This window comes from Pseudorhizobium marinum, assembly GCF_000705355.1.
In the GTDB taxonomy this organism is placed as follows: domain Bacteria; phylum Pseudomonadota; class Alphaproteobacteria; order Rhizobiales; family Rhizobiaceae; genus Neorhizobium; species Neorhizobium pelagicum.
In genome coordinates this window covers 1-13,554 of the sequence record NZ_JMQK01000003.1, presented here as the reverse complement: position 1 = coordinate 13,554, position 13,554 = coordinate 1, and the positions used below count along the sequence as shown (strand labels likewise).

Here is a 13,554-nt window from a genome sequence, read left to right as displayed (position 1 = left end):
GTCATGCAGCCTTGGAATGCGCGGAGGGGTGGTGACGCACGAGCGCAAACAGCACGATGCCGAGCGTGCGTCGCAGGGCCAGATGCAGAAGCAGCGTCTCGATCATCATGGCGATCGCGGTCGCGATCGCGGCGCCCGTCAAGCCATAGCGGGGGATGAGGATGATGTTCAGCAGGATGCTGGCAGCCAGCACGGCGCCATAGACCAGCACGCAGAGCTTCTGGTGCCCGGCCATGCTGAGCAGCACCTCGCCGGGGCCGATCAGGGCCTTGGCCAGGATGCCGGCAAAGAGGATCGGCAGCAGCCAATAGCCTTCGGTGAAGGCCTCGCCGAACAGGGCCAGCAGCTGCCGGCCGAGGAGGAGGAGCGTCAGGCCGATGACCAGCGCCGGCCAGAAGCTCCAGCGGGCCGCCTGGCCGGCAAAATCGGCCAGGGCCGCGCGATCGTCGGTGGCAAGCAGGATGGAGAAGCGCGGCCCGGCGGCAGCCTTCACGGCGAAGGCGACGAACTGGACCAGCACGATGATCTTCGTGGCGGCGAAATAGATCCCCACCTGGTCGGGCGGCAGGTAGAGACCGACCACCACGACGTCGGCATTGGTGAGCAGAAAGCCGATGCCGTCGATCAGGAAGATCGGCAGCGTATAGGCCAGCCATTCCGCCGGCGCGAGCCGCAGCTTGCCTTGCCCGTAGGTGTGCCGCAGCCGGCGGCGCAGACGCACGTATTGCACCAGCGTGGTGAGGTAGGTTGCCGCCAGTGCCGACTGCATCGCCGTCACGGCGGTGTCGGGCGCCCCCATCCATACGGCCGCCACCATGAAGACGAGGATCAGGGTGGGACGGGCGAGGAAGGTCGGGCTGAGCGCCGTCATCGTCCAGCCGTTTGCGCGTGCCGTGCCGTCCAGCACGTCGCCGAGCGCAATCATCGGCAGGGTGGCGAGCGCCAGAAACAGCGGCACCAGCCAGTAGGTCTCGAACAGATGCGGAAAGAGCTCCAGGACCAGGAAGCCGATGGCGGCGAGGACGGTCGCGGAGATCAGGGCGGAGAGGCGGGCCGTGACGTTGAGGCCGCGGGCGGCGGCGAGATCGCCGAGCGCCTCGTGGTGCGGCAGGAAACGGATGACAGAACTCTGGAAGCCGAGGCAGGAGAGACTGCCGCCGAGGATCACCAGAACCCAGACGAAGGCGAAGATGCCGTATTCGAACTCGCCCATCAGCCGCGCCAGGATGATCTGGGAGACGAAGGCGATGGCGGCGCTGACGATGCGGATCGCGAAGGCGGTCAGCGCCTGGCCCTGCGCCCGCGCCGTTTCTCCGTCGTTCTCGAGCGTTCCCGCCAGCCGGTCGCGCCACGGCGTCAGCCGGGTGCGCAGCCTCTGCGGCAGGAATCTCTCCGCTGTGTCGATGATCGCCATGATCGGCACGCAATACTCACATCAAACAAAAACGCTGACGCCAGTCTTGCCACGGCAGGGTTAACAATCCTTTCGAAGCACCCGGTCTGCCCGGTCATTCTCCGTTTTCCACAAGGTGCCGAAACGAGGAATGCCGCCCGGAGGCGGCATTCTCGACAGTCTCGGCGATCTCAGGCGCGTCGGCTCACGCTTCCTGTTCGAAGGCGCCGTGGCAATGCTTGTACTTCTTGCCGGAGCCGCAGGGGCAGGCTTCGTTGCGCCCGACACGGCCCCAGGTTTCCGGGTTGGTCGGATCGCGGTCGTCCGGTGCCACCTGCAGGCCGGACGCATTGCCGCCGGCAAATTCGTCGTCGCCTGTCGTGGCGTCGATGTGATGCGGTTCCATGGTCTGTGGCGGCTGCGGCGGCGAGGCGTCGCGCACCAGTTCCACCCGCATCATCTGGGCCGTCACCGCCTCGCGCAGGTTGACCAGCAGCGCCTGGAAGAGCTCGAAGGCTTCCGACTTGTATTCCTGCAGCGGATCACGCTGGGCGTAGCCGCGGAAACCGACGACGGAGCGCAGGTGGTCGAGGTTGACGATGTGCTCGCGCCACAGGTTGTCGAGCGTCTGAAGCACGACCGAGCGCTGAACGTAGTTCATCACCTCAGCGCCGAAGCGCTCGTGGCGGTCGGCAGCGGCCTTGTCGGCGGCCGTCGTGATCCGCTCGCGGATGTCCTCTTCGCCGATGCCCTCTTCCGTGACCCACTCCTGGATGGGCAGGTTCAGGTTGAGGAGGCGCTCGACGTCGGTCTTCAGGCCGGCCGCATCCCACTGCTCGGCATAGGCGCGCTCGGGGATGTGCTTGGCGACCATCACCTCGATGACGTCGTTGCGCATGTCGGCCACGATTTCCTCGAGACCGGCGGCGTCGGCGTCCATCAGCTCGATGCGCTGTTCGAAGATGACCTTGCGCTGGTCGTTGGTGACGTCGTCGTACTTCAAAAGGTTCTTGCGGATGTCGAAGTTGCGGGCCTCGACCTTCTTCTGGGCGCGTTCCAGAGCCTTGTTGATCCAGGGGTGGACGATCGCCTCGCCCTCCTTCAGGCCGAGCTTCTGCAGCATGCCGTCCATGCGGTCGGTGCCGAAGATGCGCATCAGGTCGTCCTGCAGCGACAGATAGAACTTCGAGCGGCCGGGGTCGCCCTGGCGACCGGAACGGCCACGCAGCTGGTTGTCGATGCGGCGGCTTTCGTGACGCTCCGTGGCGATCACGTAGAGACCGCCGGCGGCCAACGCCCGCTGCTTCAAAACCTTGATCTCGTCGCGGATCACGGCCTCCTTGGCGTCGCGCTCCGGACCCGGCTCCATGCCCTCGAGATCGCGCTCCAGGCGCATGTCGAGGTTGCCGCCGAGCTGGATGTCGGTGCCGCGACCGGCCATGTTGGTGGCGATCGTGACGGCGCCGGGAACGCCGGCCTGGCTGACGATATAGGCTTCCTGCTCGTGGTAGCGCGCGTTCAGGACGTGGAAGTGTTCAAAGCCCGACTGGCGCAGCATGGTCGCCAGAAGCTCGGACTTCTCGATCGAGGTGGTGCCGACAAGAACCGGCTGGTCGCGTTCGTGCGCGGCCTTGATCTCCTCGATGATCGCCTTGAACTTCTCCTCGAAGGTCCGGTAGACCTCGTCGTCTTCGTCGATACGCTGGATCGGCAGGTTGGTCGGCACTTCGACCACTTCCAGGCCGTAGATGTTGCCGAATTCTTCCGCTTCCGTCGACGCCGTGCCGGTCATGCCGGCAAGCTTGTCGTACATGCGGAAGTAGTTCTGGAAGGTGATCGACGACAGCGTCTGGTTTTCCGGCTGGATCTTCACCTTTTCCTTGGCTTCCAGCGCCTGGTGCTGGCCTTCGGAATAGCGGCGGCCCGGCATCATGCGGCCGGTGAACTCGTCGATGATGACGATCTCGTCGTTGCGGACGATGTAGTCCTTGTCGCGGGTGAAGAGCTTGTGGGCTTTCAGCGCGTTGTTGATGTGGTGGACGATGGCGACGTTCTCGACGTCGTAGAGGCTTTCGCCCTTCAGGAGGCCGGCCTGGCGCAGCAGGTTTTCCAGCTTCTCGGTGCCCACCTCGGAGAAGTTTGCGGCGCGCTGCTTCTCGTCGATCTCGTAGTCTTCCTCGCTCAGCAGCGGAATGAAGGCATCGATGGTGGTGTAGAGATCGGAGCGGTCGTCGAGGGGACCGGAGATGATCAGCGGCGTGCGCGCTTCATCGACGAGAATGGAGTCCACTTCGTCGACGATCGCGTAATTGTGGCCGCGCTGTACCATCTGGCCGCGGTCGAACTTCATGTTGTCGCGCAGATAGTCGAAGCCGAGTTCGTTGTTTGTCGCGTAGGTGATGTCGCAGGCGTAGGCGGCGCGGCGCTCGTCGTCGCTGATGCCGTGGACGATGACGCCCGTCGACAGCCCGAGGAAGCCGTAGAGGCGTCCCATGGTGGCGGCATCGCGGCTGGCCAGGTAGTCGTTGACGGTAACGACGTGAATGCCCTTGCCGGCCAGCGCATTCAGATAGACCGAAAGCGTCGCGACCAGCGTCTTGCCTTCACCGGTCTTCATCTCGGCGATCGATCCGTCGTTCAGGATCATGGCGCCGGTCAGCTGAACGTCGAAGGGGCGCATGCCGAGCACCCGGCGGGAGGCTTCCCGGACCACGGCGAAGGCCGGAACCAGGAGGTCGTCCAACGTCTTGCCCGCCGCCAGCTGCTGGCGGAACTCCGCGGTCTTGGCCGCCAGCTCCGTATCGGAGAGCGCCTTCATCTGATCCTCGAGGGCATTGACAGCCTCCACCGAGGATTTGTAGGAGCGAACACGGCGCTCGTTTGCAGAGCCGAACAGTTTGCGGGCCAATCCGCCAAAGTTGACCATCAGAATGGTCCTTTCCCAAGATCTTTACTAAGATTGCGAAGCTGCAGGCCGGTTTTTCAGTCCCGACGAATGCCCGCCGCGCCCGGAAACTCTTCTGGACGCAAAGTTGCGTGACAGATAAGAGGGGGGTCGAATGATGTCAACGGTGACGGCCGATACACAAAGGCCACATTCCGATGTTTGTGAAGGCATTCCGGCCGGTTTCAGGCGCTTCTGAGACCGGTGTCCAATCTCGAAAGGTGACTTGATGTTGCGCCACAAATTCCTCGCTTCGGCTGCGCTTGCTCTCGCGGTTTCCTTCAGCGCTCCTGCCTTCGCGCAGGAAGACGCCATTGTCGCCAAGGTCGGCGAGATGGAGATCCGCCAGTCCGAGCTCGATCTTGCCATTGCCAACCTTGATCCGCAGCTGCAGCAGCTTCCCGATGAACAGAAGCGCGTTGCCGCGCTCTCCGGTGCCATCGACGTGAAGCTTCTGGCCCAGGGTGCCGTCAACGAAGGTATCCGCGATACCGAAGACTTCAAGAAGCGGATGAGCTACATCACCGATCGCGAGCTGCACAATTCCTATTTCCGCACCCATGTGGTGGATGCCGTGACCGAGGACGAGGTCAAGGCGCGCTACGAGAAGGAAATCGCGGCTCTTCCCAAGCAGGAAGAGGTCAATGCCCGCCACATCCTGGTGAAGACCGAGGAAGAGGCCAAGGCGGTCATCGCGGAACTCGACGCCGGCAAGGACTTCGCCGAACTTGCCAAGACGACCTCGGAGGACTCCAACAAGTCTGACGGCGGCGACCTCGGCTGGTTTGCCAAGGGCCGCATGGTTCCCGAGTTCGAGGAAGCAGCCTTCGCACTGGAAAAGGGCGCCTACACCAAGACGCCGGTCCAGTCGCAGTTCGGTTTCCACGTCATCAAGCTCGAAGATCGTCGCGACGTTCAGCCGCCGGCCTTCGAGCAGGTCGAGCCGCAGATCCGCCAGCTGGTGATGCGCGACAAGTATCTCGCGCTCATCGCGGAAGCCAAGACCGAGCAGAAGGTCGAGATCATGGACGAAGCCCTGCGCAAGGGCTATGAGGACGTGAACAAGGCTCTCTGAGCCAGACGCGCTTCAGCAAAGGGCCCGCCGTTCGCGGGCCCTTTGGCTATTCTAGGAAATCTGTCGGTCCGGGTTGTCTCATGTCCACTTCCGTTTCGCCCCTCGCTCCCAAGTCCTATCCCGAGATGCCGGCACTGCGCGGTGTCCGCATGGCCACTGCCGCGGCCGGCATCAAGTACAAGAACCGGACGGATGTGCTGCTGATGGTCTTCGACCAGCCGGCTGCCGTGGCCGGCGTCTTCACCCGCTCCAAATGCCCCTCCGCCCCCGTCGACTTCTGTCGCGGCAACCTGCCGCGGGGCGAGGCGCGGGCCGTCGTCGTCAACTCCGGCAATGCGAACGCCTTTACCGGCGCCAAGGGCCGGGCCGCGACGCAGCTGACGGCGCAATCGGCGGCCGCTGCCGTGGGTTGCTCGGAGGCGCAGGTCTATCTGGCTTCCACCGGCGTCATCGGCGAGCCGCTCGACGCAACAAAGTTTGCCGGCGTACTCGGCGACATGCACACTGACGCGCAGCCGGACTTCTGGCTCGAGGCCGCCAAGGCCATCATGACCACCGATACCTATCCGAAGGTCGCCACGCGCTCCGCCGAGATCGGCGGCGTGCCGGTCACCATCAACGGCATCGCCAAGGGCGCCGGCATGATCGCGCCCGACATGGCGACCATGCTTTCCTTCGTGGTGACGGACGCGGATATCGACGCCGCCGTGCTGCAGGCGCTCCTGTCGGCCGGCGTCGAGCCTACCTTCAATTCGATGACCGTCGACAGCGACACCTCGACCTCCGACACGCTGATGCTGTTTGCGACCGGTGCGGCCGCCGCCGACGGGCAGAACAAGGTGACGTCCGCCGACGACCCGCGGCTTGCCGGCTTTCGTGCCGCGCTGAACGACCTTCTCAAGGATCTTGCGCTGCAGGTGGTCCGGGACGGCGAAGGCGCCCGCAAGATGGTGGAGATCACCGTGACCGGCGCCGAAACCGATCAGGCGGCCAAGCGCATCGCGCTCTCGATTGCCAATTCGCCGCTGGTGAAGACGGCGGTGGCCGGCGAAGACGCCAACTGGGGCCGCATCGTCATGGCCGTCGGCAAGGCCGGCGAGATGGCCGACCGCGACCGGCTGGCGATCTGGTTCGGCGACGTGCGCGTGGCCGTCGACGGGGAGCGGGATCCGCATTATTCGGAGGCTGCCGCGACCGCCGTGATGCAGCAGGAAGACATTCCGGTCCGGGTCGATCTCGGGCTAGGGGACGGTTCGGCCACCGTGTGGACCTGCGATCTGACCAAGGAATATGTCGCCATCAACGGCGACTATCGGAGCTGAGGTGAAGATGCAGGCAACGTCCCCCGCCAGCAATCTGCCGCTCGTCCGGCGCCTGGAAGCCGTCGGCTTCCGCGCCTGGCCGGCTGCGACCGTCATCTACGACGGCAGCTGGCAGGTGAGGCTTGCCGGCGGGCATCCCTCGAAGCGGCTCAACTGCGTGGTGCCGCTCGACCCTTCGGACTGCCGCGACATGGATCTGCGGCTGGAGAAGGCCCGCAAGCGCTTCCAGTCCTATGGCCGTCCGCTGCTGCTGCGGCAGACGCCGCTTGCGTCACCGCAACTGATCGAGCATCTCGCCGCAGAAGGCTGGGAGCGGTTCGAGACGGTGAAGGTGATGACCACGGAACTCGGGCGCCTGACGCTGCCGGATACCATCGACCACCTGCCCAGCCACGACATCGGCCGCTTCGTCGATGCCAGTCTCTCCGTCACCGGCGAGGATGCGGGGCTGAAGCCGGCGCTGGCGGAGGTGCTGAGCGCCATCAAGCCGGCGAGCGGGCTGTTCGTCATCGAGGAGCCGCCGCATGGCCCCGTGGCCGTGGCTCTGTGCGTCCAGGACAACGATCTCGCGGGCGTGATGGAACTGGCCGTTGCCGCAGCCTTTCGCCAGCGGGGACTGGGCGTCGAGATCCTGACCTCGGCGCTGCGGTGGGCGCGCATCAGCGGTGCCCGCGCCGCCTGGCTGCAGGTGCTCGACAGCAATGCGCCGGCGCTGGCGCTCTACCGCAAGTTCGGCTTCCGTGAGGCCTACGAGTATCACTACTGGCGCGAGGCGCAGCGATGACGGTGGAACCCCGGCGCCTGCTCCTGGTGGCGGCCTGCGCGCTCGTCGATACGGACGGGCGCATCCTGCTGGCGCAGCGTCCCGAGGGCAAGAGCCTCGCCGGTCTCTGGGAGTTCCCGGGTGGCAAGGTGGAGGCCGGCGAGACGCCGGAGGAAACGCTGGTCCGCGAGCTGGAGGAAGAGCTCGGCATCGTCACGAAGATCCCGTGCCTCGCGCCGCTGACCTTCGCGAGCCACACCTATGAGAGCTTCCACCTGCTGATGCCGCTCTACATCTGCCGGCGCTACGAGGGTATTCCCGTCGGGCGCGAGGGCCAGGCGATCAAATGGGTGCGCAGCCGCGACCTGCGCTCCTATCCGATGCCGCCGGCCGACGAGCCCCTGATCCCGTTCCTGCAGGACTTGCTTTAATGTCACGCCTGCGGCCCGAATTGGAACGCCGTTAACAGATCGTTTATCCAATTGTCTTAACGTTGTCTTTCACCAAGGCAGTAATTGCGTGACGAGGCTTTGCGATGGACGATGAACTCTGGAAGACCGTGCGTGTCCGCCAGCGCACGTACAGATCCGGCAGGACCGGTGCCCTCAATATTGCGCTGCTGTTCGGAACGGCGGCGATCGCCCTGTCCCTGATCGTCACGCCGATGCTCGCCGAGAACCGCGATGACCGAAACCTGGCGCATGTCCAGGAGGAGTTCGACCGCATCACGACCGGCTCCATCACGCCTTCGGGCACGAATTCCAAACACTACACGATCCGCCGCAGCGTCTTGCAGGAAACACCCGGCTCCGTCTGCATCATCCAGCCGTATGACGTCGGCAGCCGCTGCTGAGCGGTGATGCCTGCAAGGCAGCGAAAGGAAATCGTATGCGTCTCCTCCGGTCCCTGTCGCAATCGAACGAGGGTGCGACGGCCATTGAATACGGTCTCATCGCAGCGCTGATCGCCGTTGCTCTGATCGCCGGTCTCGGCACCTTCTCCGATGCTCTGCTCAACGTCTTCGGCGCCGTCGAGGAGCGACTGGACACCGTCACCGACTAGGGTCGCGGGTGTCGTCGTCCTTCGGGACACGCAGCGCATCCGCCAGCCGCATCTTCGCCGATCCCGGTTTCAGCGGCTGCTGCTGGCTTTCGTGCGGCGCCCAGCCTGAGGCGTAGATGATCGAGAAGGTTGCGCGGATCCGCCCGTCGGGATCCGCATAGCGCTCCGCATAGAGTTCCGCCGCCCGCAGGAAGAACCGCCGCCCCACCGGGGTGCGGCTGCGGCCCATCAGCGGATTGGCCATGCCCATGGCGCGGATGTCGCGCATCAATGCAAAGAGAGAATCGTAGCGGACGGTATAGGTTTCGACGTCGATGACGGGCAGGGCAAACCCCGCCCGCTGCATCAGGGCGCCGATATCGCGCACATCGGCGAAGGGGATGACGCGGGGGCTGGCGCCGCCGGTGATTTCCGCCTCGGCTGCCAGGAGCACGTCGCGCAGTTCGCCAAGCGTCCCGCCGCCCGGGATGGCGGCCATGAACAGACCATCCGGCTTCAGGGCCCGGCGGACACGCACCAGCGTTCCCGGCATGTCGTTGACCAGATGCAGCGAGAGCGGCGAGACGATGAGGTTCACGGAAGCCGGATCGAGCGGGACGTCGTCAAGCGCGGCAAGCCTCAGGTGATTGCCGGGCGACGCGAAGGCGGTGCTGGTTTCGATGCGCTCCAGGCTGCCGACCTTGCCGGTTTCCAGCACCTGACGGGCGGTCGTGCCGCTGCCGCCGTGCAGTTCGGCTGCGGTGTCGAAATGCCGTTCGACGACGGACAGCCGCTCGGCGATCTCTCTGGCCGCAATCTCGAGCAGGAAGCCCGCGCCGGTATCGCCTGCGGACATCGCCCGTTCGCGCCGGGCCGTTGCCAACGCCTGATCGAAAAGTATCTCCATCGTGCCCATGTCCTCAAGAATCTGTTGCGCAAAGGCCCGCCGCCGGACCTAATGTCAATCCATGACGGTAGATGACACCGAGACAGCGTCGAAGCCCGTGCTGCGGTTCCCCGCCTGGCTGCGGTGGATCGGCGATCTCGTCTATCCGCCGGTCTGTCCCGCATGTGGGGTTCTCACCGGCCGCCATGCAAGCTTCTGCCCAGACTGCTGGCGTGAAATCCCGTTCATCGAACGTCCCTACTGCGAGATCCTCGGCCTGCCGTTCAGCATCGATCCCGGCGAGGGCATGGTGTCGGCGGAAGCGATCGCGGAACCGCCGGTCTTCGATCGCCTGCGGAGCGTGGCGATCCACGAGGGGCCGGTGCGCCATCTGGTCCACGGCCTGAAATACCGGGACCGGACGGATCTGGCGCCGATGATGGCGCTCTGGATGCTGCGCGCCTCCGAGGGTCTGGTTGCCCGATGCGACGCCATCGTGCCGGTGCCGCTGCATCGCCGGCGGTTCGCCAGCCGCAAGTTCAACCAGTCGGCCGAGCTTGCCCGGCACCTGTCGCGGCTGTCAGGCAGGCCTTTCCTGCCGCGGACGCTGGTGCGGGTGAAGAATACCGCGCGGCAGGTGGGACTGACGGCGCGGGGTCGGGAAGACAACGTGCGGGCCGCCTTCCGGGTCGTGGCCGGACGCGAGACCGACGTCGCCGGCCGGCACATCGTGCTCGTCGACGACGTCTACACGACGGGCGCAACCGTCTCCTCCGCATGCCGCGCCCTGCGCAGGGCGGGCGCAGCGGAGGTCACGGTTTTGACCTTTGCAATGGCGGTGGCCGGGCCTATATGAAGGCAGAAGACAATGTTTCCACGGCATTTTCCCTAAGCCGTGCGCGGAGAGAATTCATGGCAGATGTTACCATCTATACCCGTCAGGGCTGCGGATATTGCTCCCGGGCGAAGTCCCTCCTGTCGTCCAAGGGCGTCGACTTTACCGAGCATGACGCAAGCTTTTCGCAGGAATTGCGCCAGGAGATGATCGACAAGGCCAACGGTCGCTCGACCTTCCCGCAGATCTTCATCAACGGCGAACACGTCGGCGGCTGCGACGAGCTGCACGCGCTCGACCGGGCCGGCAAGCTCGATCCGATGCTCGCCAACTAAGGGACCGACCGACATGGCGTTCAAGGCTGCTGCCATCCAGATGTGCTCCGGTGTCGACCCGCAGAAGAACGCGGCCGACATGGTGCGTCTCGTCCGCGAGGCGGCAAGCCAAGGCGCGGTCTATGTCCAGACGCCGGAGATGACCGGAGCCGTGCAGAAGGACCGCGCGGGGCTGAGGGCGGTGCTGAGGGACGAGTCGGACGATATCATCGTCGCCACCGCCCGGAGCCTGGCGCAGGACCTTGGCATCCATGTGCATGTCGGCTCGACCGCGATTGCGCTCGACGATGGCAAGATCGCCAACCGGGGCTTCCTGTTCGGCCCCAATGGCAGCCGTATCTGCACCTATGACAAGATCCACATGTTCGACGTCGATCTCGACAATGGCGAGAGCTGGCGCGAAAGCGCCGCCTATAGCCCCGGCGAGACGGCGCGGGTCGCCGAGTTACCCTTTGCCAAGCTCGGCTTTGCGATCTGCTACGACGTCCGCTTCCCGGCGCTGTTTCGGGCGGAGGCGGTTGCGGGTGCGCAAGTGCTGACGGTTCCGGCCGCCTTCACCCGCCAGACCGGCGAGGCGCACTGGGAGGTCCTGCTGCGGGCCCGCGCCATCGAGAACGGCGCCTTCCTCATCGCGGCGGCCCAGGCCGGCGTCCACGAGGACACCCGCGAGACCTTCGGACACTCGATGATCATCGACCCCTGGGGCAAGGTGCTGGCATCGGCCGGCGGCAGTGGCGAGGCCGTGGTGCTGGCCGAGATCGATGTCGATCAGGTCAAGGCTGCCCGGGCCAAGATCCCCAATCTCAAGAACGCCCGCGACTTCACGCTCGAAACCGTGGCGGCGGAGGCGGAAGGGGTACCCGCTTGATCCGCTATTCCCTCGTCTGCGACAACGGCCATGCCTTCGAAGGCTGGTTTTCGGAAAGCGCCGATTTCGACCGGCAGGTCGCGACCGGCTTCCTGACGTGCCCGACCTGCAACTCCGCGGCGATCTCGAAGTCGCTGATGGCGCCGTCGGTCTCGACGGCGCGCCGCAAGGACGAGAAGCGGGCGGTTGCCATGGACATGGCGCAGAAGCAGGTGATGGCGAAGCTGCGCGAGGCGGTCACCGCCATCAAGGCCAATGCCGAGGATGTCGGCGAGAAGTTTCCCGAGGAAGCCCGCAAGATCCACTATGGCGAGGCGAATGCCCGCGGCATCATCGGCAAGGCGAGTGTCGAAGAGGTGCGCGCGCTGGTCGACGAAGGCATCGAGGTGGCGCCGCTGCCGGTGCTGCCGGACGACGCGAACTAGCGGCTCACTCCAAGCCCAGCCGCGAAAAAACCTCCTCGAAAGCTTCGTCAATCGGCAGGTATCGACCCGCCTCGATGTCGTCGATCCCTCTCTGGAGTGCGGCATCGAGCTTCTGTCGGGCCAGACCGCGTTCCCGGCGTCTGCGGATCAGGTCTTCGACGTAGTCGCTCGGTGAGGCGAAGGATCCGCGCTCCACCTCGTCGCGGACGAAATCCTCGATGTCCGGCTCCAGCGTCACTGTGATTTTTACGGCTTCCGACATGATTTCCGTTCCCAACTATGGGGCCAGTTTACCACAGCCATCGCCTGCCGCAAAAGCGGCCGTTCAGCCGTGCTTCTTCGCCAGCATCATGTAGTTGACGTCCATGTCGGGCGAGAGGTTCCAGCGGTCCTGGAGCGGGTTGAAGAAGACGCCGGTGCGGTGGATGATCTCCATGCCGCCGGCCGTGAGGGGCGCCTCGATCTCCTGCGGCTGGACGAGCTTCTCGTACTGGTGGGTGCCCTTCGGCAGCCAGCGCAGGATGTTCTCGGCGGCGAAGATGGCCAGAGCGCGTGCCTTCAGCGTGCGGTTGATGGTGGCGACGAACATCAGGCCACCGGGCTTCACCATGGCGGCGCAGGTGCGCATGAAGAATTCGACGTCCGCCACGTGCTCGACCACCTCCATGTTGAGGATGACGTCGAACATCTCGCCGGCGTCTGCCAGATGCTCGGCGGTGACTGCGCGGTAATCGACGGTGGCGCCGGTTTCGGCCGCATGGGTCTGCGCAATCCGGATGTTCTTTTCGGACGGGTCGGCGCCCACAACGGTGGCGCCCATGCGGGCCATGGGTTCGGAGAGCAGGCCGCCGCCGCAGCCGATGTCGAGGACACGCAGGCCGGTAAGCGGCAGGTGATCCCGGGCGTTGCGGCCGAAGTTCTCGGAGACGCGGTCGCGGATATAGGCAAGCCGCACCGGATTGAACTTGTGAAGCGGCTTGAACTTGCCGGTCGGATCCCACCATTCCGCGGCCATGGCGGAGAAACGGTCGACCTCGCTCTGGTCGATGGTTGTCTTGGCTGCGTCGGTCATTGGATCATCCCTTCTTCTTGGCATTTGAAGTCGGATGACAGGGGCTCGAAGTCAAGAGGCTGGTTGCCGCAGCGGACGGCCAGGGCCGGCTGGCAAGCTGCCTGAGCTGCTTTTCTGACGTTTTCCTTAAACGCGCAGCTTCGAGTTCCTGTCTGGCGTGGGTTTGGTAGACGGCATAGTTGTCGTCCTCCTGGGCGGCAATACAAGTGGGCAATCGTGCGCAGGCGTTTCCGGACATTCCAAGCAGTTGCTGTGCCTGAACGGCACCTCGCGTGTGACGACTTGGCTGCATCGGACCGGTGCAGGCCTTGTCGCGACGACACTTGCGGATGCCGCAGAGAATGAAGGGCGCCCCCACCTTCGTTGCGACACTGCGATGTAGCAGTTCGTGGTGCTGCGTCCGCAGCAGCTCGTATTCCGATGCCATTCCCGTTCTCCTTGTCCCGTACCGTGGTTCGCCGCGCAAGCCCTGCCTCCTTGTAATCCTGATTGATCAGCTGCTCCTGCGTCACGCCATCGCTGTGCATTTTCGCCAGACGGACTCCTCCCCTGGCGATCTCGATCTTTTCAGTTCGGCCGGGACACGTCGTGTGCC

The 13,554-nt window shown here is 64.9% G+C and carries 16 protein-coding genes; 10 read left to right on the top strand and 6 right to left on the bottom strand.

The window, feature by feature from the left end:
- Position 1 precedes the first annotated feature (1 nt).
- Positions 2-1,414, bottom strand: coding sequence for a lipopolysaccharide biosynthesis protein (locus tag EO99_RS0104050; RefSeq protein ID WP_037111090.1), 1,413 nt, complete (start codon positions 1,412-1,414; stop codon positions 2-4).
- Between the two features lie 184 nt (positions 1,415-1,598).
- Entirely contained in the window at positions 1,599-4,319 is a 2,721-nt protein-coding gene (gene secA, locus EO99_RS0104045; protein ID WP_029617361.1) for a preprotein translocase subunit SecA, read from the bottom strand.
- 247 nt (positions 4,320-4,566) lie between these two features.
- Between secA and EO99_RS0104040 the strand changes: the two genes are divergently transcribed.
- The 6 genes from EO99_RS0104040 to EO99_RS26575 all read left to right on the top strand — a co-directional run bounded on the left by EO99_RS0104040 (position 4,567) and on the right by EO99_RS26575 (position 8,559).
- The gene (locus EO99_RS0104040) at positions 4,567-5,412 is read left to right on the top strand and encodes a peptidylprolyl isomerase (protein ID WP_029617360.1); all 846 of its coding nucleotides are present in this window, start codon (positions 4,567-4,569) and stop codon (positions 5,410-5,412) included.
- An 80-nt stretch (positions 5,413-5,492) separates the two neighbouring features.
- Entirely contained in the window at positions 5,493-6,734 is a 1,242-nt protein-coding gene (gene argJ / locus EO99_RS0104035) for a bifunctional glutamate N-acetyltransferase/amino-acid acetyltransferase ArgJ (protein ID WP_029617359.1), read from the top strand.
- 7 nt (positions 6,735-6,741) lie between these two features.
- On the top strand, positions 6,742-7,518 hold the full coding sequence (locus EO99_RS0104030) for a GNAT family N-acetyltransferase (RefSeq protein ID WP_029617358.1): 777 nt from the start codon (positions 6,742-6,744) through the stop codon (positions 7,516-7,518).
- A complete protein-coding gene (mutT, locus tag EO99_RS0104025) occupies positions 7,515-7,928 on the top strand; it encodes an 8-oxo-dGTP diphosphatase MutT (protein WP_029617357.1) in 414 nt (137 codons plus the stop codon). Before EO99_RS0104030 ends, mutT begins: the two co-directional genes overlap by 4 nt.
- 104 nt (positions 7,929-8,032) lie before the next feature.
- Complete coding sequence (locus tag EO99_RS0104020; RefSeq protein WP_029617356.1) at positions 8,033-8,350, top strand: hypothetical protein; 318 nt, start codon at positions 8,033-8,035, stop codon at positions 8,348-8,350.
- Between the two features lie 35 nt (positions 8,351-8,385).
- Entirely contained in the window at positions 8,386-8,559 is a 174-nt protein-coding gene (locus EO99_RS26575; RefSeq protein WP_077067031.1) for a Flp family type IVb pilin, read from the top strand.
- Here EO99_RS26575 and EO99_RS0104010 read toward each other — a convergent pair.
- Positions 8,549-9,445: a methyltransferase domain-containing protein gene (locus EO99_RS0104010; protein WP_029617355.1), complete on the bottom strand. Its 897-nt coding sequence runs from the start codon at positions 9,443-9,445 to the stop codon at positions 8,549-8,551. The genes EO99_RS26575 and EO99_RS0104010 overlap by 11 nt on opposite strands.
- Positions 9,446-9,506: 61 nt before the next feature.
- On the opposite strand from EO99_RS0104010, the gene EO99_RS0104005 reads away from it, so the two are divergent.
- From EO99_RS0104005 to EO99_RS0103990, 4 genes are read left to right on the top strand one after another with little or no spacing between them, the layout of a single operon-like run.
- Positions 9,507-10,280, top strand: a complete 774-nt coding sequence (locus tag EO99_RS0104005) for a ComF family protein (protein ID WP_029617354.1) — start codon at positions 9,507-9,509, stop codon at positions 10,278-10,280.
- A gap of 56 nt (positions 10,281-10,336) precedes the next feature.
- Entirely contained in the window at positions 10,337-10,594 is a 258-nt protein-coding gene (gene grxC, locus EO99_RS0104000) for a glutaredoxin 3 (RefSeq protein WP_029617353.1), read from the top strand.
- A 13-nt stretch (positions 10,595-10,607) separates the two neighbouring features.
- Entirely contained in the window at positions 10,608-11,462 is an 855-nt protein-coding gene (locus EO99_RS0103995) for a carbon-nitrogen hydrolase family protein (RefSeq protein ID WP_029617352.1), read from the top strand.
- Positions 11,459-11,887, top strand: coding sequence for a DUF1178 family protein (locus EO99_RS0103990; protein ID WP_029617351.1), 429 nt, complete (start codon positions 11,459-11,461; stop codon positions 11,885-11,887). The genes EO99_RS0103995 and EO99_RS0103990 overlap by 4 nt, the downstream gene beginning before the upstream one ends.
- Positions 11,888-11,891: 4 nt before the next feature.
- On the opposite strand, the gene EO99_RS0103985 is transcribed toward EO99_RS0103990, so the two are convergent.
- The 3 genes from EO99_RS0103985 to EO99_RS0103975 all read right to left on the bottom strand — a co-directional run bounded on the left by EO99_RS0103985 (position 11,892) and on the right by EO99_RS0103975 (position 13,386).
- On the bottom strand, positions 11,892-12,149 hold the full coding sequence (locus tag EO99_RS0103985; RefSeq protein ID WP_029617350.1) for a ribbon-helix-helix domain-containing protein: 258 nt from the start codon (positions 12,147-12,149) through the stop codon (positions 11,892-11,894).
- 63 nt (positions 12,150-12,212) lie between these two features.
- Positions 12,213-12,959: a bifunctional 2-polyprenyl-6-hydroxyphenol methylase/3-demethylubiquinol 3-O-methyltransferase UbiG gene (gene ubiG / locus EO99_RS0103980; protein WP_029617349.1), complete on the bottom strand. Its 747-nt coding sequence runs from the start codon at positions 12,957-12,959 to the stop codon at positions 12,213-12,215.
- A gap of 4 nt (positions 12,960-12,963) precedes the next feature.
- A complete protein-coding gene (locus EO99_RS0103975; RefSeq protein WP_029617348.1) occupies positions 12,964-13,386 on the bottom strand; it encodes a hypothetical protein in 423 nt (140 codons plus the stop codon).
- Positions 13,387-13,554 lie beyond the last annotated feature (168 nt).

Excerpts from the sequence above, each read along its gene's own strand:
- EO99_RS0104050 (WP_037111090.1), bottom strand. The coding sequence starts at position 1,414 with ATGGCGATCATCGACACAGCGGAGAGATTCCTGCCGCAGAGGCTGCGC.
- secA (WP_029617361.1), bottom strand. The coding sequence starts at position 4,319 with ATGGTCAACTTTGGCGGATTGGCCCGCAAACTGTTCGGCTCTGCAAAC.
- EO99_RS0104040 (WP_029617360.1), top strand. The coding sequence starts at position 4,567 with ATGTTGCGCCACAAATTCCTCGCTTCGGCTGCGCTTGCTCTCGCGGTT.
- argJ (WP_029617359.1), top strand. The coding sequence starts at position 5,493 with ATGTCCACTTCCGTTTCGCCCCTCGCTCCCAAGTCCTATCCCGAGATG.
- EO99_RS0104030 (WP_029617358.1), top strand. The coding sequence starts at position 6,742 with ATGCAGGCAACGTCCCCCGCCAGCAATCTGCCGCTCGTCCGGCGCCTG.
- mutT (WP_029617357.1), top strand. The coding sequence starts at position 7,515 with ATGACGGTGGAACCCCGGCGCCTGCTCCTGGTGGCGGCCTGCGCGCTC.
- EO99_RS0104020 (WP_029617356.1), top strand. The coding sequence starts at position 8,033 with ATGGACGATGAACTCTGGAAGACCGTGCGTGTCCGCCAGCGCACGTAC.
- EO99_RS26575 (WP_077067031.1), top strand. The coding sequence starts at position 8,386 with ATGCGTCTCCTCCGGTCCCTGTCGCAATCGAACGAGGGTGCGACGGCC.
- EO99_RS0104010 (WP_029617355.1), bottom strand. The coding sequence starts at position 9,445 with ATGGAGATACTTTTCGATCAGGCGTTGGCAACGGCCCGGCGCGAACGG.
- EO99_RS0104005 (WP_029617354.1), top strand. The coding sequence starts at position 9,507 with ATGACGGTAGATGACACCGAGACAGCGTCGAAGCCCGTGCTGCGGTTC.
- grxC (WP_029617353.1), top strand. The coding sequence starts at position 10,337 with ATGGCAGATGTTACCATCTATACCCGTCAGGGCTGCGGATATTGCTCC.
- EO99_RS0103995 (WP_029617352.1), top strand. The coding sequence starts at position 10,608 with ATGGCGTTCAAGGCTGCTGCCATCCAGATGTGCTCCGGTGTCGACCCG.
- EO99_RS0103985 (WP_029617350.1), bottom strand. The coding sequence starts at position 12,149 with ATGTCGGAAGCCGTAAAAATCACAGTGACGCTGGAGCCGGACATCGAG.
- ubiG (WP_029617349.1), bottom strand. The coding sequence starts at position 12,959 with ATGACCGACGCAGCCAAGACAACCATCGACCAGAGCGAGGTCGACCGT.
- EO99_RS0103975 (WP_029617348.1), bottom strand. The coding sequence starts at position 13,386 with ATGGCATCGGAATACGAGCTGCTGCGGACGCAGCACCACGAACTGCTA.